This window comes from Arthrobacter sp. Br18, assembly GCF_000520555.1.
Taxonomy (GTDB): domain Bacteria; phylum Actinomycetota; class Actinomycetes; order Actinomycetales; family Micrococcaceae; genus Arthrobacter_D.
This window is the reverse complement of sequence record NZ_KI914884.1, coordinates 1,189-17,915: the sequence shown is the minus strand read 5'-3', so window position 1 is coordinate 17,915 and position 16,727 is coordinate 1,189. Positions and strand designations below refer to the sequence as shown.

Genomic DNA, 16,727 nt, shown 5'->3' with positions numbered 1-16,727 from the left:
AGTGTCGTTGCCAGGAGTGGCGTTACCGGCGTTACCAACTACGTTGTCGAGGATCCTGTCCGGAAAACCAGGCTCCGCTGACGCAGGGCCCGCAACGAAAAAGAGGCCGCCAGAGGCAATAGCCACCGTAGAACCTGCAGCGAGTAAACGGTTACGAGTAATCATCAATATCTCCCAGCACGATATGAAAGTCCCTCTGGAAAGCCCAGGAGAACCGGAGCAATCGAAACCACAACTTGCTCCTTCGTCTCATCTGACACTCGCATTTCCGGAAAGTTAACCCCTAAATCTGAAGACAGGTGATAAACCTCGAGGGTCAGGTAACTACTGGGTAGAAAGGAGTAGTGCTTGGCACCCCAACCGGTAAAAGGTACTCATACCGCATTAGCAACCTGAGGTTATGGGGGGATTTGAGGTGAGGGCACCATGGAGCCACCGGCACTACGCCTTCTTGGAACTGTTGCGATTCCCCCCGCCGCCACCAGCCCCTTCAAATTTCATCTAGTCGCAGATACACCGCGACAAGAATGAGCCGGGATTACCCTGTTATCAGCTCCGTCATTCCGTACTTGACGAGGGGAATACCGAGACTGTCGTGAATGCCGGAGGTAGCGTTGCCGCAACTGTTTGAATTAACTATTGGCTTACGGGCGCTTACGAATAGTCATTCTTTGCCTCGGGCACTAGCCCCGATTTTTCATGGGCCTGGTTTCCTGGTGGTCGGGGCTTACTGGCTGCCTGACAGTTCTGATTCTGCCAAGGAGTGCAGGGGCAGGTACTCGAACCCGGTGTACTCGGCGCCCCGGATCCCGTCCTCGGATCTGGCTCGTAGCCGGTGGGTGACTTCCAGGTCCACAAGTCGCCCGTGCTCCTCACACCATGCACTCACCGGCGGAATCAGCACGCGCTGACGGATAAACCCGGCGAAGTCGATCACCTGGAAGGCGCTCCCACTAAGCCTTTCTCGTCAACGCCTGCCACAGGAACTCGTAGGTCATGGCGTGCATCCGCGCTGCCTGGCGGTTGTCGGAGGCTCCGGCATGACCGCCCTCCAGCGCTTCGTGGAACCACACGTTCCCCACCCCCATGTCCTTCATCCGCGCGGCCAGCTTGCGGGCCTGGACCGGGCCCACCCGGTCATCGCTCGTCGCCGTCCAGATGAGCGTCTCGGGGTAGGCGGTGCCGGGACGCACCAGGTGGTAGGGCGAGAACGTCCTCACGTACTCCCACTCCTCGGGCTTGTCCGGGTCGCCATATTCGGCGATCCACGAAAAACCGGCCGACAGTTTGGTGTACCGGCGCATGTCGAGCAGTGGGACGCCGCAGGAGATCGCTCCGAAGAGTTCCGGATAACTGGTGAGCATATTGCCCACCAGCAGGCCGCCGTTACTCCGCCCGGTGCAGCCCAGCAGCTCCGGTGCGCAGACCCCACGCCGCACCAGGTCCCTGGCGATCGCCGCGAAGTCCTCATACGCCCGGTGCCGATTCGAGTGCAATGCTGCCTGGTGCCACTGCGGCCCGTATTCGCCGCCGCCGCGGATGTTTGCAAGCACGTAGACTCCCCGCCGATCGGTATCGGTGTGCCGCTCCAGCCAGCCCCGTCCCACCACGCCGCTGTAGGCAGGGGTCATCGAGTGTTCGAAGCCGCCGTACCCGGACAGCAGGGTGGGGTTGCCGCCGTCGAGCACGAGGTTCTTCGCTGCCACCTGGAAGTAGGGCACCCGCGTGCCGTCCTCGGACATCGCGAAATGCTGTTCCACCCGAAAGGAGTCCTCGGCGAAGAACGACGGTGCTACCTTCACCTGCCGGTGCGTAGCGCCGATTTCCCCCCGGGACAGCGTGGAGGGCGTAAGAAACCCGGTGGCGACGAGCCAGTAGTCGTTGCCCGTCTCCTCATCCTCGTCGTCCACGGCGAACGCGTCCACGGCGGAAAGGGGAGGACACGCGTCAAGGAGGTCGGCCCTCCAGCCCTTCGCCGGGTCGAGGATGCGGATTTCGGAGGACACGTCGCGCAGGAGGTTGAGGAGGAGGTAGTCCCGGGTCCAGCTCCACGACTGCAGTGAGGTGGCAGCGTCCGGCGTGAAGACACAGGTGAAGGAGCGGCTCCCGGCGAGGAAATCGTCGAGCGCGATGACCAGCAGCGAACCGGCAGCGTGGTCCTGTCCATCGCAGGACCAGTCGGTTCGGGGTCGGCAGATGAGCCAGGAACGGTGCAGCGAGACGTTGACGTCCTCCGGGACGTCGAGGCGTACCCACTCGCCGTCGAGCCTCAGGTGGGTGCGGCTCGAGTAGAAGTCGATGGTGTCCACAGCGAGGTCGCGCTCGAATCCCGGGGTCTGGTCGTGGATCACCAGCGCCATCATGTGGTGTTCCGGTATCTCGAAGTACAGTTCGGCGTCCTGCAGTGCCTGGCCGCGCTGGAGCCTGCGCACAGTGCGGGGGTAGGAGCTCGAGGTCAGAGTGCCCGGGCCGACGTCGGTTGCCACATTCAGGGTGTCCGCTCCCGCCCAGCTGATCCGGCTCTTGGCGGTCGGGATGTCGAAGCCGCCGTCCACGAAGGAGCGCCTCCCCATGTCGTATTCGCGGTAGCGGGTGGCGTCACCGCCGTCGGGGGACAGGGCCACGAGGACGCGCCGGTAGTCCTCGCCCGGCGTCGGACGGAGGAACAGTGCGCCCCCCCAGACCCATTCCTCGCCCTCGTCGGCGCTGAGCGCATCGACGTCGATCAGGACCTCCCACTCGGGATTGGCGGTGGTGTAGCTGTCCCAGTTGGTGCGGCGCCACAGCCCCTTCGGATGCCCGGCGTCCCGCCAGAAGTTGTAGTAGTGCGGTCCGCGCTTGGCGGCAAGAGGGATCCGGTCGGTGGAATCGAGCACCTCGAGGATCTTCGCTTCCATGTCCAGGAACCCTGGAGTGATGAGCTTCTCCTCGGTCAGCGCATTCTCCGCCCGGACCCAGTCGAGCGGCTTGTCGCCGTGGATGTCCTCGAGCCAGAGGAACTCATCTTCGGAGGCGGTCGGGCGCTGTTCTGTGGAATGCGTCATGCAGTCATCCTAGACACGATCGGCCGCCGCCCCGGGCAGGGCGGACAGACCCCGCGGCCCGCCGGGGGAATACGGATTGGATAGGGTGGAGCCATGATGAACCGGGGGAAGATCGAGGTGGCCGTGATTGGCGGCGGCCCCCGCGGAACCTCGGTGGTCGAGCGCCTGATCGCTCGCCAGAGCGCGGACGGCGAGGCCGGCGTGCAGTTGGTCATCCACGTTCTTGACCGCTTCGAGCCCGGTCCCGGGCATGTCTGGCGTACCGATCAGTCGCGGCTGTTCCTCATGAACACGCCAGCCCTGTTTCCCACCGTCGTTCCCGTCGGCGCCGCCGGGCAGGCACTGCCGGCTTCGCCGGTCAGCTTCAGTTTCGACCAATGGCGTGCGCTGGCGGCGCGCGGCGGTGTCGCAGAACTTCCTGCCGACGATATCGCGGAGGCGGCGAGCGTTGGCGCAACCGGCTTCCCGAGCCGGAAGCTGTACGGCCGGTATCTGGCCTGGGTGTTCCTGCAGCTCGTCGAGCGCGCAGGCGATGCCGTCGTCGTCGTCCACCATCCGGTCGAGGTGCTGGCCGTGCGCAGGCAGGGGGCGGGCTGGGCCCTCCAGCTCGACGATGGAGGCGGCCTCGAGGTCGACACCGTGGTCCTCGCAGCAGGGCACCTCCCTGCGAAGCTGACGCCCGAGCAGGAGAAGCTGCAGGACGGTGCTGCGCGGTACGGTTTGCAGTACTGGCCACCGGCGGTGCCTGCTGACGTCGACTGGAAACGCCTGCCCGCCGGCAAGCCCGTTCTGGTTCGGGGGTTGGGGTTGAACTTCTTCGACGCCATGATCCAGTTGACGGAGGGCCGCGGGGGGCGGTTCACTGCGGACAGCGACGGCAGGCTGGCCTATTCGGCGTCGGGCAGGGAACCCCGGATCATTGCCGCTTCACGCCGCGGGGTGCCCTACCGTGCGAGGGCAGCCACGGGACCCGACCTTCACGACGCGCGGGAGACGCCCTCATCGCCGATGCCCGCCTACTGCACCCCGGAAACGCTGGCGGTGTTCGCGCGGTCAGGCATCCAGCCCGGCTTCGACCACGATTTCTGGCCGCTGCTGCACCGGGACGTCCTCTGGGCCTACTACGGTTCGCTGGCGCGGGTGGATCCGCGGGCCCTGCTGAAGCCGCCGGCCGAGGTCCTTGCCGCGGTCCGCGGGGCGCTCGACCGTCCGGGACCGGAGTGGCAGCATGCACTCGGCAGGGTGCTGGAACGATCGGTGCCCGCCGCGCTCCGGCTCGACGTCGAAGCGCTGGGCCACCCTTTCGCCGGCAGCCACTTCGAGGGCGGGGCGTACGACGACGCAGTCCTTCGCTACCTGGATGCCGACGCCGCGGGCTCTGCTCCCGGTGTCGATGATCCGTTGAAGATGGCCATCCGGGCACTGAACGCCGGACGGTCGATGATCAAGGAGGCCGCGGCCGACGGTGGGCTGACCGACGCCGCGTGGACCGCAGAGCTGCGCGGCTGGTTCGAACCGCTGGTCGAGGGACTCGCCGGCGGGCCCCCGCAGCTGCGGATCCTCCAGCTGGCAGCGCTGGTGCGGGCCGGCCTCGTGCATTTTGTCGGACCGGATCCGAAGTTCGGCCTGGACACGGAGCAGGGATTGTTCCGCGCGGTGTCGCCGTGGGTGGGCACGGAGTTCACGGCTCGCTACCTCGTGGAAGCGATGATGCCGGCCAACCGGGCGTCCACGAGCTCCTCGGTGCTGATGCGACAACTGCTTGCCGAGAACGTCGTCCGGCCTCACCTTTTCCTGGCGGAGAACCGCGTGCCGGTGGCGTCCGGCGGCCTCGATGTGACCGCGCCTCCGTATCGGGTACTCAACGGCGCGGGTGCGGTCCAGGAAAACTTCTTCGTGATCGGGCTGCAGCTCGCCTCGGTTCAGTGGGGCACCGCCATTGCGGCGGAGGCCGGTGCCTCCCTCGAGGCCGGCGGCCGTACCCTCCGCGACGCCGACGACATCGCCAGGGCGATCGTCGTGAGTTGCGCCGCCTCCGCGGCGCGTGAAATGCCCCAGTACCAGCGCTGAGCGGGCTTAGCCACCGGTCCGGAGGAGGAGGAGGCTCCCCTCGGAACGCACTGGTCAAAAGCAGGACCCCCGCGGTAAACCGCGGGGGTCCTGCCTATTTCCGGCCGGGCGCCGTTCAGCCCCTGCCCTTGCCGGGAGGGGTGCACTTCTTGCCTGGCTTCTCGCCCTTGTCCTGCTTGTCCTGCTTGGACTTCTCCGACGCGTCCGATGCGTTGCCCGGCTTGTCCTTTCCGCAGACCGGAAGGGCCGGTTCCGCCGGCACTTCCGGGACCACCGCTTCAGCCGTCACCGGCAGGGTGACGGTGGTTCCCGATTCGCCGGCAACGAGGACGATGCTGCCCGCGCCGCCGGCATTCTCAGGAACCGTGACGGTGACCGCTGCCGCTCCCGCGCTGACTGGAAACGACCCCAGATCGGTCGAGGCACCGGCAGCAACGTACTGCGCCGTGAGCGTGGAGTTGGCAGGACTTCCCAGCGAGGTGAGGTCGAGCTTCGACACGTTGAAGGACACCGATTCACCGGCCCGGACTGCCGACGGGGCGTCCTGCACGATGACCCCGCGCCGGTCGAACGACGGCGCGAGGGGACTGCTGGCCTCGATGTAGTCGATCCAGGCATCACGATCCACGAGGCCGGATTCCCGGGTATCGGTCCCGTTCCGGAAAACCGTGAAGTTGTCGCCGCCCTGCGCCAGGAAACTGAAGGTACCCACACGGTAGGCGCGAGCCGGGTCGAGTGGCGCACCATCGACGGTCACCGACGTGATCCGGGACCCGCGCTCACGTGCGGGGTCGTAGGTGTAGCTGACGTTGTCCGACAGCCCGAGCGCCAGGAAGGTGCGCGAGTTGCCGTCCGGCTGCCACTGCTGCTCGAGGACTTCCTTGAACTGCGCACCGGTCAGGGTGGTGGTCCAGAGGTCGTTCACGAAGGGCAGGACGGCGTTGGCTTCGGCGAAGGTCACGACGCCGTCCGGCGAGTAGTAGAGCTCGTTACGGAGACCGCCCGGGTTGACGACCCCGATCTCGGCTCCTCCGCGTTCCGCCGAGCCGAGACTCGAGCGGAGGGAATCGGCCACGAGGTTACCGAGGGTCGATTCCGATGATCGGTCATCGCGGGCGGTGCCGTTGAACGCCGTCGTGATGTCAGCGGTGACCGAGCCGACGGGCTGGTTGCCGATGACGGCCGCTTCGGCGAGCGCACTGTCCACGATGCGCTTGACCTCGGCGACGCGGGGGAAAGCGGAGACCAGCGACTCATCGGAATCCGTCGTCCGTGCAATGTTCTGCGCGGTGTAGGCCTGGACGTCTCCGGTGGCATCGTCGACGGTCAGGGTGATCTGACCGAGAAACTCACCGTAGGAGCCGGTCTGCAGGATGGGGCGGGTTTTCCCCTCGACACCCGGAACCGGGCCGTCCCAGGCGTACTGCTTGTGGGTGTGGCCGGTGAAGATGGCATCCACCAGGGGTGAGGTCTCCGTCGCAATTTCGGCGAATGTTCCGCCTGCCGCGATTTCCTGCTCGATGGTCGACCCCTCGACCGCACCGTCTCCGGCGCCGTCGTGGTACTCGGCAACGATGACGTCGGCGAGGTCCTGCGCCTCGATCTCCTCGGCAACGCGGTTGACGGCCTCCACAGGATCCCCGAAGTCGACACCGGCGATACCGTCAGGGCTCACGAGTTCGGCGGTGGCCTCGGTCACGACGCCGATCACTGCGACGTCGATACCCCCGACATCGAGAATCGAGTATTCCTCGAACGCCGGGTCGGTCGTTCCCTTGGCATAGACGTTGGCGCCGAGGTACGGGAAGTCCGCAAGGTCGGCCACGCGGCCCGAGAGGTCATCCGTGCCCGCATCGAACTCGTGGTTTCCCACGGCCGACGCGCGCAACTCGAGCGCGTTGAGCACGTCGATGGTCGGCTTGTCCTGCTGCAGCGAGGAAGGGAAGAGTGAGGCGCCGATGTTGTCGCCCGCTGACAGGAAGGCTGAGTCGCCCTCAGGATAAGCCGCCTTCAGCTTCTCCACGGTCCCGGCGAACCGCACGGTGTTGGTGTCGATGCGGCCGTGGAAGTCGTTGATGTTGAGGAGGTTCAGTTCGCTGGTGGTCTCCGCCGGGGCTGAGTTCAGCCCCACGATCACCGGGTCGTGGTCGCTTGCGCGGTACGGGTCTGCGGCGTGGTAGTCGGTGATGTTCGTGTTGTACCGGCTGTATTCGAGGGCCACCGACTCTGCCGAGTTGATGTTCCAGGTGTCCACGCCCGCAACCGTCGTGTCGGCCGCGGGGGACGCCAGCACGTGGTCGAGTGAACCGCTCAGGCCGGAGAACACGTAGGAGTGCTTGTCGGTCTTGGTGCCCTGGTTGAGGTAGCCGGCCTCGTAGAGCACCTGCATCGGGTCCTCGGCCGAGTAGGAGTTGAAGTCGCCGGTGAGGAACACCCTGTCGGTTTTCGCCTCGGCCTTCATCCGGTCGGCGAAGGCGACGAGCGCCGTCGACTGCTGAACGCGTGCCGCGTTCCAGCCGCCCTGGCCGTCGCCGCTGTCGGCGTTGGGCCCTGAGCTGGCAGGGGAGCCCTTCGATTTGAAATGGTTCACGATTGTGAGGAACGTCGTGTCCGCGGCCCCACCGACTGGCTTGAACGCTTGAGCGAGGGGCTTGCGGGCGTTCGAGAATGCCACGTCGTCGTCGAGGATCACTGAATCGCCGACCGGCTCCGCGACGGCCTTCTTGTAGATGAGGGCGGTGCGGATCACGTCCTCGTTCTCCAGGGCGGGAACCGCCTCGGGTGAACGCACGTAGTCCCAGACTCCGGGCGAGCGCTCGTTCAGGGCCGCTGTGAGGGTGGCCAGGGCGCTGTCGCGCTCCTTGCCGAACTTGGCCGAGTTCTCGATCTCCATCAGGGTGACGACGTCGGCGTCCAGGTCGGTGATCGCCGCGACGATCTTTGCTTCCTGGCGCTCGAAGCTTGCCGCCGTGGCCGCACCCCGGGCATCGCATCCGCCGCGGACGGTCAGGGGGTTGCCCTGGCGGTCGTCGAAGTAGGAGCATCCCGCCAGCTGGTCGCCCGTCGTCGAGAAGTAGTTGAGCACGTTGAAGGAGGCGAGCTTGAGGTCCCCGCCGACCTCCTCCGGAGCAACCGGCCTGCTGCCGGAGAAGGTGACGGGCTGGACGGTCCCCGCATTGGCGGCAGTCAGTTCGGTGACCGGCTGGAATTTCCAGGCGCTGAACCGGTAGTCAAGAACCACCGGCGCCGTGAAACCTGCGATATACCCGTTGCGGACGGGCTGGTCCCGGGTGAGATACGGGAGCGCCGTTCCCTGATTGGCGGCCGCCAGGAAGTTCGTGGAGGCGCCGTCGTCGAGCTTGATGCCGCGGGCAGCGTTGTCGGCTGCGACCGCGGCGTTCTCTGCGGTCCCGGGAGGCGCAACCTCGGTGGGCTGCAGCAACGGCGCGGTACCGGAGGCAAGTCCGATCTCGCCGTACTGGTTGAGGCTGTAGTTGTCGGCAACGGTAAAGGTGCCGGTGGGCTGCAGGAGCATTCCCTCGACGGCTTCGCGTGCCGCCTCACTTGTCGGGACGGGGATTTCCGCGACCTTGACCTCCTCGGCCGCTTCGGCAACCTGCGTGGCGCCGCCCGCAGCAACGGTGAGCTGGGTCATTCCGAAGCTCTCACCGACAGTGCCGGTGACCTCGACATGGTCGCCGATGGCGACGGTGCCGACCGTGCTCGGTGAGTAGATGAACAGGGCGTCGGAAGCGCTCTGGCCCTCGATTGCGCCGGTTCCGGCGGTCTGGAGGAAATATCCGTCGAATCCCCCGGTGGCATAGGCCGCGGTGACCTTGCCGCGCGTCGTGACTGTCTTACCTGCCAGCGGGGAGGCGGCCCCTTCGCCCTGGATCTCACGGATCGGGATCACTGCCCCCGGGACGGGCGGCTCTTCGGGTTCGGGTGGAGGAGGCGGTTCGCCTGCGGTGCCCGAGGCATTAATCGGTGTCACGGCCGCGGAGAGCGAGAAGTCGCTTGCGTTGTTGTCGGTGTCGGCGAAACCCGTACGGTTCAGGGATTTCTGGTTGGACGTACCGCCCGGCCCCGTGGCAGGTGCGGTTTCGAAGCTCGTGGAGTCATAACCGAGGAGGTCGACGACTCCGGGGTGGCCCACGGTTGACCCCACGGGGAGGGGAGCGACACTCGTGCTCTGGTCCGCGAGGACCAGTACTCCGCCGCCGGCGGCCCAGGACGCACCCATGGTCGCGTCGGGTGTCGGCAGGGACTCAGCCGTGGAGGTGGAAACGTTCGAGCTTCCCTGGATCAGGTAATACCCCTCGGCAGCGATGGTGCCGGTGAGCTTGGCCGCGCCGGGTGCGGCCGTCCCGCCTGCGGACCGGTACTGCAGGGACCAGCCCTCCAGGCTCACTGCGGAATCCGTCGGGTTGTACAGTTCCACGAACTTGTTCCGGAAGGGCGCGCCGGCGCTCCCTCCGTTGACGTAGGCCTCGTTGATGATGACGCCGGAGCCGGCGGCGGCCGGCGTCCCGGAAATCTCCCCTGCAACCGCCGGGAGTGCTGTTGTCGGTGCGGCCAGGAGGCCCACCGACAGCGCCGCACAAAGCGCGCCCTTCATTGACGAATTGATCATTCGCTGTATTTCTCCTTGGACCTGACTCATTCCAGCCGCGAGTGGTACCTGCACCGTATGTGACGCATGTGACATTTTCCCCCCCCGGCAGAAGCAAACCAGAGGATCATGAACAGCGGGTAACCGACACGGTGGGGAAAGCAAAATCCAGGTGGATGGAGTTCAGCGGCTCCTGCGGACCTCAGGCGGGCGTGGGCAGGATGTTGTGGTTCAGGCGGAACAGGTTCTGCGGGTCGTAGCGGTCCTTCAGCGCCGCCAGGCGCGCGAGGGCACCGGGCCCGTAGGCCTGGCGTGCGGCCTCGGCCACGTCGTGTCCGGTCTCAGCGCCGAGGAAATTGACATACTGGCCGTGCTCGGCGAAGGGCTGCATCTGCGCGTAGGCTTTCCGGGCGAAACCGCTGAGCCGCTCGTCCTCGGCCGGGTCCTGCCAGAAGCCGTAGATGTTCAGCCAGTACTTCGCCGAGCGGTTCGGGAACGCTGTGGCCTCCTCCGGCACCCGGCCGAAGGCTCCTCCCATATGGTGGATGTCGATGCCGGTGCCGGACCACGTCACTTCGGAGGCGAAATCCACCAGGACCTCGACCAGCTCCTCATCCAGCCGGGAGAACGACACGTTCTTCCAGTAGCCGCGTGAACCCTTGGGAAAGAGGCTGTCCATAGCGGATTGCCACTCCACCCACACGGTGGGCCCGACCTCCTCCTCGTCCGGAGGAGCGGCGGTCCGCAGGCGCCCGGCGACCTCGAGCCCGGCCTGGTGGTCCTCGGAGGCCCAGGCGAAGCCGATGACCAGCCACGGTTCTGTTCCCATTCCGGCATCGGGAGGAAGGACCAGCATGGAGACGATCGGGTTCATCTCCTCGGGTAGATCCTGCGTCCAGAAGCCGAAAGCACGCAGCGCCTCCTTCCAGCGCTCCGGGCGGTAGAAGAAGTTGCCGCCCAGCACCGCGTCCGGAAGTCGGCGGGCCCGGAAGGTGAAGGATGACACCACGCCGAAGTTCCCACCCCCGCCGCGCAGTCCCCAGAACAACTCCTGGTTCTCCTTTTCACTGGCGTGGATGTGCTCCCCGGTGGCGGTGACGACCTCAGCGGAATGCAGGTTGTCGAGGCTCAGCCCGTTGGAGCGGTCAGCCAGCCCACGCCTCCGCCCAGGGTCAGCCCGGCCACGCCGGTCTGGATGATGACCCCCAGCGGAACGGCCAACCCGTGCCCGGCCGTGGCCCGGTCCACATCCGCCAGGGTGGCCCCCGGGCCGACGGTCACCAGCTGGTTTGCCGCATCGACGTCCACCCCGTTGAGCGGGCCCAGATCCAGTACCAATCCGTCCGCGGCCGTACCGTGCCCGGCGATGCTGTGTCCGCCTCCGCGCACGGCCAGGGGCATGCCGGTGTGCCGGGCCGCCTCCAGGACAGGATCGATGTCGGTCACGGCTCCAGCCCGGACGACGGCGCGGGGACGCAGATCGATCATGCCGTTCCACACGGCCCTCGCCTCGTCGTACAGCGGGTCCTGCGGTTCGATCAACTCCCCCACCAGGCGGGTCCGCAACTCCTGCAGGGCACTGGCCATTTCCTGGTCGATCTGCTGATCTGGGCCTCTGTGATCCGCTGTACTCATCAGTCTGCCGCTTCCGCGCTGCGGGGTAGCCACCCCGAATCCAACAGGAGATTGACCTCGCCGAAATCGGCGCTGCCGGGCAGAACCCCGGGACGTGCTGGTTCCTTGGATGTTCCGGCCCGGGGATACGGTCCAGCTCACACTGCACTGGAACGACATCGCACTGGAACGAGTCGCGGTGGTGAACATTATTCTAGGTTCACCCGGCTCCTCGGACAATGGGCGGAGGGCGGCCGTCCGACGGGACGGGTAAGGCCGGTCGGAGCAACCTCTCGATTGCCTCAACCGGCCTCGTAAACTGCGCACTTCCTGTGCTTCCGCGGAAGGTAAGAGATTCGAACTCTTGGTACGGGGTTACCGCACACTGGTTTTCAAGACCAGCTCCATCGGCCGCTCGGACAACCTTCCCGGAAGTAGTGTTTCATGGTGAACCTGTTGGGCCAAAATCTATCAGCGAGAAGGAATTGCCCATGTTGGCGGTTGTTATCAGCAAATCCGGTGGTCCGGAAGTCCTCCTGCCCACCGAGGTGCCGGCACCTGTTCCGCGTGAGGGGGAGGTGCTGATCGACGTCGTCGCGGCCGGGTTGAACCGGGCGGATGTGCAGCAGCGGCGCGGCGCCTACCCGCCTCCGCCCGGGGCTTCCCGATTCCCGGGGCTCGAGGTTTCCGGCCGCATCGCGGATCCGAACGGCTCCCGTTTCGCGCCCGGGGCTGCCGTGGTGGCGCTGCTGGCCGGGGGAGGCTACGCGGAGCAGGTGGCCGTGCCCGCGGTTCAGGTTCTCGAGGCCCCGGCTGGAGTGGGGCTCGTGGAGGCTGCGTCGCTGCCAGAGACCGCGGCGACCGTGTACTCCAACCTTTTCCTGACCGCCGGCCTCAAGAACGGTGAAACGGTCCTGATCCACGGTGCGTCCGGAGGGATCGGGACGATGGCGATCCAGCTCGCCCTCGCCTTCGGTGCCGTCCCGCTTGTCACTGCGGGCGCACCGGAGAAACTGCGGTTCGCCGAAACCCTCGGTGCGCACACCCTCATCAACTACCGGGAGCAGGATTTCGTGGAGGAAGTGCGGCGGGCCACCGACGGCGCAGGGGCAGACGTGATCCTCGACGTCGTCGGCGCCAGATACCTGGCACGGAACGTCGACGCCCTCGCCGTTCGCGGGCGCCTGGTGGTCATCGGGCTGCAGGGCGGGGCGAACGCCGAACTGAACCTGGCTGCCCTGATGGCAAAGCGCGCAAGCATCACCGGAACCACGCTGCGCTCGCGGCCGTCCGGCGAGAAGGGCACCATTCTGGCGGCAGTGCGCCGCGAGGTGTGGCCGCTGGTCGCCGACGGACGCGTCCGCACGGCGGTCGACCGGACCTTCCCGCTCCGCGAGGCAGCCGCAGCACACGCCTATTTCGATTCGGGTGAGCATACGGGCAAGATCCTCCTCACAATGGAGCGCCCCTGACATCGCAGCAGTCTTCCGGTCGTCGTCCTGCTGTGGAAAAGTTGAAGGGTCAGCGCAGCGCCAACCCAGGAGGCACATCATGACCGGCAACCACGACGGTGAGAAGGACACGGGCCTGGCCCGGGCCGCGGACAGCTTCACCGACAATCTCGCCGACCAGATTCCCGACGGCGTCGACAACGGCCCGCAGGACACCGCAAACGAAGGTGAGGACCCACGCACCTCCACGCATGCCAGCCTGAGTGAAGGATCCAACGCGAACGACGACGGCGCGCGCGACCGCTAAGCCCGGATCTCCCCGAGCCCGCCGTCCGGCGCATCGTTCCTACCGCTTGGCGATCCCGCAGCGGGTGGGCGACTACCGTGTGATGCAGGCCTCACCAGGTTGGTATTTTCGTGTAGTTAACCCACTCGTTTCCGAGGAGCATCATGAGTCATTCCAACGGGTCCCACCAGCACGAGGGCGTGCTGGTCTCCGACCCGGATCTGCCGCCCACCGCCGTCGATCCGCAGGTGGCCGAGGAGGAAGAGCGCCGCTGGACGCCGACGAAGATCGCCATCTGGGCAGGAATCGCAATGCTTGGCGGTTTTTCCTGGACCATGCTGGCACTGGTGCGGGGCGAAACCGTCAACGCCATCTGGTTCGTCTTCGCAGCAGTCTGCACCTACCTCATCGCCTACCGCTTCTACTCGAAGCTGATCGAGCGCAAGCTCCTGAAGCCCGACGACCGACGGGCCACCCCGGCCGAGTACAAGGCCGACGGCAAGGACTACGCAGCGACTGACCGCCGTGTCCTGTACGGACACCACTTCGCAGCCATCGCCGGCGCAGGCCCCCTCGTCGGACCCGTGCTGGCCGCCCAGATGGGGTACCTTCCCGGCACCCTCTGGATCATCATCGGCGTGGTCCTCGCCGGCGCCGTGCAGGACTACCTGGTGATGTTCTTCTCGATGCGGCGTGGCGGCCGCTCCCTGGGGCAGATGGCCCGGGAAGAACTGGGCGTCGTCGGCGGCACCGCAGCGCTGATCGCCACCCTCGCCATCATGATCATCATTGTCGCGATCCTCGCACTCGTGGTCGTCAACGCGCTGGGCGAGAGCCCCTGGGGCGTCTTCTCCGTCTCCATGACCATTCCGATCGCCCTCTTCATGGGCGTCTACCTGCGCTACCTGCGCCCGGGCAAGGTCACCGAGGTCTCCGTGATCGGCTTCGCCCTGCTGCTGCTCGCGATCGTCGGCGGCGGCTGGATCTCCGAAACGGCCTGGGGCGTCGAACTCTTCACGCTCGACCGCATCACCATCGCCTGGGGCATCATCATCTACGGCTTCATCGCCGCAGTGCTCCCTGTCTGGCTGCTCCTCGCACCGCGTGACTACCTCTCGACCTTCATGAAAATCGGCACCATCGTCATGCTGGCCGTCGCCATCGTGATCACCCGGCCGGAAATCTCAACGCCGGCCGTCACCGAGTACGCGAGCACCGGGGCAGGTCCCGTGGTCCCGGGATCACTCTTCCCCTTCCTCTTCGTCACCATTGCCTGCGGTGCGCTTTCGGGCTTCCACGCCCTGATCGCATCCGGGACGACACCGAAGATGATCGAGAAGGAACGCCAGACCCGGTTCATCGGCTACGGCGGCATGCTCATGGAGTCCTTCGTGGCGATAATGGCCCTTGTGGCGGCACTCTCGATCGACCGCGGCATCTACTTCGCGATGAACTCCTCGGCTGCGGCCACCGGCGGAACCGTCGAAGGCGCAGTGGCCTTCGTCAACGGCCTCGGCCTTGCCGGCGTGAACCTCACCGCCGAGACGCTGAACCAGCTCGCCACCAACGTGGGTGAGGAGTCGGTGGTGTCACGCACCGGCGGTGCTCCCACCCTCGCCGTGGGCATCGCCCAGATCATGCAGTCACTGGTCGGCGGGCCGGGAATGATGGCCTTCTGGTACCACTTCGCCATCATGTTCGAAGCGCTGTTCATCCTCACCGCGGTCGACGCCGGAACCCGTGTTGCGCGGTTCATGCTGCAGGACAGCATCGGCAACTTCGTTCCGCGTTTCCGCGACACCTCGTGGCGGACCGGAGCATGGATCTGCACGGCCGTCATGGTGGCCGGCTGGGGCGCCATCCTGATCATGGGCGTCACCGATCCGCTCGGCGGGATCAACACCCTGTTCCCGCTGTTCGGCATCGCCAACCAGCTGCTCGCGGCCATAGCGCTCGCGGTCTGCATGGCCATCTGCGCCAAGAAGGGCGTGGTCAAGTACCTGTGGATCCCCGCGCTGCCCCTGGCGTTCGCTTCCGTGGTGACTATTTCGGCGTCGTTCCTGAAGATCTTCTCGCCCGTTCCGAACATCGGCTACTGGGCGCAGCACAACGCCTTCAAGGGTGCGCTGGCTGCCGGTGAGGAAAGCTTCGGCACGGCGCGGACCGTCGCGGCGATGGAGGCCGTGGTCCGCAATACGTTCATCCAGGGCACGCTGTCGATCATCTTCGTGGTGCTGTCCATCATTGTGATCACCACGGCCATCATTGCCACCATCAAGGCGGTGCGGCAGGATGGAGGAACCAACACCGAGGAGACGCCGGTCGCTGCGCGGTTGTACGCGCCCGCCGGGTTCTTCGCCACACCGGCTGAAAAGGAGCTCGAAGCGCAGTGGGCGGCGCTGGAGCCCGACAAGCGGCCGGTTCGGACCGGTCACTGATGAGCATCAACCTCGCCCTCGGCAAGGCACGCGAGGCCGCCCGCGGCGCCGCCTGGCTGTTCAAGGGGGTGATGGGAGAGAACGCCTACCAGGCGTACCTCGACCACCAGACTCGAACCCATGTGGCGGAAGCACCCATGACCGAGCGGGAGTTCTGGCGGGACAAGACGGACCGCCAGGATGCGAATCCCGAAGGGCGCTGCTGCTAGCGGCGATCCGACTTGACGAGCCCGGCTGGGCTGCCTCTTCACGGGGCAGCGCGGCCGGGCTTCGTCGTCACCCTGCAGCCTGCTCGCCCCGGTCGTCGGGCACCCGAACCGTGAGAATATAGGGCCATGACTGAACAGCAGCCCAATGACGGCGGCAAGGCCGCGCCCCTCGCCGACCTCGTCGACAAGCCTGCCAAGGTCATGCGCATCGGCGCGATGCTGAAGCAGCTGCTCGAGGAGGTCCGTGCGTCACCGCTGGACGAGGCCGGGCGCACGCGCCTCGCCTCCATCCATGAACGCTCGGTGAAGGAGCTTGAGGACGGCCTCGCTCCGGAACTCGTCGAGGAACTGCACCGGATCCATCTGCCCTTCCGGGATGATGCAGCTCCCACCGACGCCGAGCTGAGGGTGGCGCAGGCGCAGCTGGTCGGGTGGCTCGAAGGGCTTTTCCACGGCATCCAGACCGCCCTGGCCGCACAGCACATGGCGAACCAGCAGCTCGCGGCGCGGTTGCAGCTGCGGGAGCTCCCTCCGGGTACGCAGATCGCACCCGGTGTGGTGATCGGGGAGGACGGCGAGCCCAAGCGGGTCCAGGGTGTACCGAAGGTCCTGCTCACCCCTGAGGATCCGCACGGTCCCGGCCAGTACCTGTAGGACCGGTGGCCTTCTTCGCTGCGGCCCGGCAGGGACGCAAGGATGACATCGAGTTGGGCAGCGGCGTCTGGCGGCGCGCGCACGACCGTTTCCGCCGCGGACTGGACCGCTACCACCAGATCCTTGAGGGCACGGAGGACGACGCCGTCTACAGCGAGCTGGTCGAGATCGCGAACCAGCTGGGGGAGATGCTGCCGCGGGTCCGGACGGTGTGCGTGGAGGCGCAGCGGCGCTCGCCGAGCAGCGGGCTCGACATCCCCGGGGCTATGGTCCAGGTGCACCGGGCATTGTCCAGGGCCGGCAATGCGCTGGCGACGACGGCGGAAGCCGCCGCAATGACACGGCTCGA

11 protein-coding genes and 1 tRNA gene are annotated in these 16,727 nt (G+C 66.4%); 7 read left to right on the top strand and 5 right to left on the bottom strand.

The features are described 5' to 3' along the window. Positions 1 to 953: 953 nt before the first annotated feature. Positions 954 to 3,044, bottom strand: coding sequence for a prolyl oligopeptidase family serine peptidase (locus Y704_RS0113970; RefSeq protein ID WP_026550575.1), 2,091 nt, complete (start codon positions 3,042 to 3,044; stop codon positions 954 to 956). A 96-nt stretch (positions 3,045 to 3,140) separates the two neighbouring features. Here Y704_RS0113970 and Y704_RS21430 point away from each other — a divergent pair, with 96 nt between their 5' ends. Next, positions 3,141 to 5,114 (top strand): FAD/NAD(P)-binding protein, encoded by a 1,974-nt coding sequence (locus tag Y704_RS21430; protein ID WP_155850378.1) that lies wholly within the window; start codon positions 3,141 to 3,143, stop codon positions 5,112 to 5,114. A 115-nt stretch (positions 5,115 to 5,229) separates the two neighbouring features. On the opposite strand, the gene Y704_RS21425 is transcribed toward Y704_RS21430, so the two are convergent. From Y704_RS21425 to Y704_RS0113950, 4 genes are all read right to left on the bottom strand, one after another. Beyond that, positions 5,230 to 9,747, bottom strand: a complete 4,518-nt coding sequence (locus Y704_RS21425) for an ExeM/NucH family extracellular endonuclease (RefSeq protein WP_253904351.1) — start codon at positions 9,745 to 9,747, stop codon at positions 5,230 to 5,232. Between the two features lie 181 nt (positions 9,748 to 9,928). Continuing rightward, positions 9,929 to 10,774 (bottom strand): BBE domain-containing protein, encoded by an 846-nt coding sequence (locus Y704_RS25675; protein WP_343212849.1) that lies wholly within the window; start codon positions 10,772 to 10,774, stop codon positions 9,929 to 9,931. Positions 10,775 to 10,854: 80 nt separating this feature from the next. Further along, the gene (locus Y704_RS25670; RefSeq protein ID WP_343212848.1) at positions 10,855 to 11,361 is read right to left on the bottom strand and encodes an FAD-binding oxidoreductase; all 507 of its coding nucleotides are present in this window, start codon (positions 11,359 to 11,361) and stop codon (positions 10,855 to 10,857) included. A gap of 320 nt (positions 11,362 to 11,681) precedes the next feature. Continuing rightward, positions 11,682 to 11,769: transfer RNA gene (locus Y704_RS0113950), tRNA-Ser, on the bottom strand. Positions 11,770 to 11,831: 62 nt separating this feature from the next. On the opposite strand from Y704_RS0113950, the gene Y704_RS0113945 reads away from it, so the two are divergent. The 6 genes from Y704_RS0113945 to Y704_RS21410 all read left to right on the top strand — a co-directional run. Beyond that, positions 11,832 to 12,812: an NAD(P)H-quinone oxidoreductase gene (locus Y704_RS0113945; RefSeq protein ID WP_026550574.1), complete on the top strand. Its 981-nt coding sequence runs from the start codon at positions 11,832 to 11,834 to the stop codon at positions 12,810 to 12,812. A 79-nt stretch (positions 12,813 to 12,891) separates the two neighbouring features. Continuing rightward, a complete protein-coding gene (locus Y704_RS0113940; protein WP_026550573.1) occupies positions 12,892 to 13,098 on the top strand; it encodes a hypothetical protein in 207 nt (68 codons plus the stop codon). A 143-nt stretch (positions 13,099 to 13,241) separates the two neighbouring features. Further along, a complete protein-coding gene (locus Y704_RS0113935) occupies positions 13,242 to 15,515 on the top strand; it encodes a carbon starvation CstA family protein (protein ID WP_026550572.1) in 2,274 nt (757 codons plus the stop codon). Beyond that, the gene (locus Y704_RS0113930) at positions 15,515 to 15,724 is read left to right on the top strand and encodes a YbdD/YjiX family protein (RefSeq protein WP_026550571.1); all 210 of its coding nucleotides are present in this window, start codon (positions 15,515 to 15,517) and stop codon (positions 15,722 to 15,724) included. The genes Y704_RS0113935 and Y704_RS0113930 overlap by 1 nt, the downstream gene beginning before the upstream one ends. A gap of 126 nt (positions 15,725 to 15,850) precedes the next feature. Beyond that, positions 15,851 to 16,378, top strand: a complete 528-nt coding sequence (locus tag Y704_RS21415; protein WP_081747669.1) for a bacterial proteasome activator family protein — start codon at positions 15,851 to 15,853, stop codon at positions 16,376 to 16,378. A 5-nt stretch (positions 16,379 to 16,383) separates the two neighbouring features. Further along, the coding region (locus Y704_RS21410; protein ID WP_035772860.1) for a hypothetical protein at positions 16,384 to 16,727 on the top strand (344 nt) is incomplete at its 3' end.

What these genes read in the sequence shown, in the direction of transcription:
- Y704_RS0113930 (WP_026550571.1), top strand. Translation starts at nt 15,515, where the DNA reads ATGAGCATCAACCTCGCCCTCGGCAAGGCACGCGAGGCCGCCCGCGGC.
- Y704_RS0113945 (WP_026550574.1), top strand. Translation starts at nt 11,832, where the DNA reads ATGTTGGCGGTTGTTATCAGCAAATCCGGTGGTCCGGAAGTCCTCCTG.
- Y704_RS0113940 (WP_026550573.1), top strand. Translation starts at nt 12,892, where the DNA reads ATGACCGGCAACCACGACGGTGAGAAGGACACGGGCCTGGCCCGGGCC.
- Y704_RS25670 (WP_343212848.1), bottom strand. Translation starts at nt 11,361, where the DNA reads ATGAGTACAGCGGATCACAGAGGCCCAGATCAGCAGATCGACCAGGAA.
- Y704_RS0113970 (WP_026550575.1), bottom strand. Translation starts at nt 3,044, where the DNA reads ATGACGCATTCCACAGAACAGCGCCCGACCGCCTCCGAAGATGAGTTC.
- Y704_RS21425 (WP_253904351.1), bottom strand. Translation starts at nt 9,747, where the DNA reads ATGATCAATTCGTCAATGAAGGGCGCGCTTTGTGCGGCGCTGTCGGTG.
- Y704_RS21430 (WP_155850378.1), top strand. Translation starts at nt 3,141, where the DNA reads ATGAACCGGGGGAAGATCGAGGTGGCCGTGATTGGCGGCGGCCCCCGC.
- Y704_RS0113935 (WP_026550572.1), top strand. Translation starts at nt 13,242, where the DNA reads ATGAGTCATTCCAACGGGTCCCACCAGCACGAGGGCGTGCTGGTCTCC.
- Y704_RS21415 (WP_081747669.1), top strand. Translation starts at nt 15,851, where the DNA reads ATGACTGAACAGCAGCCCAATGACGGCGGCAAGGCCGCGCCCCTCGCC.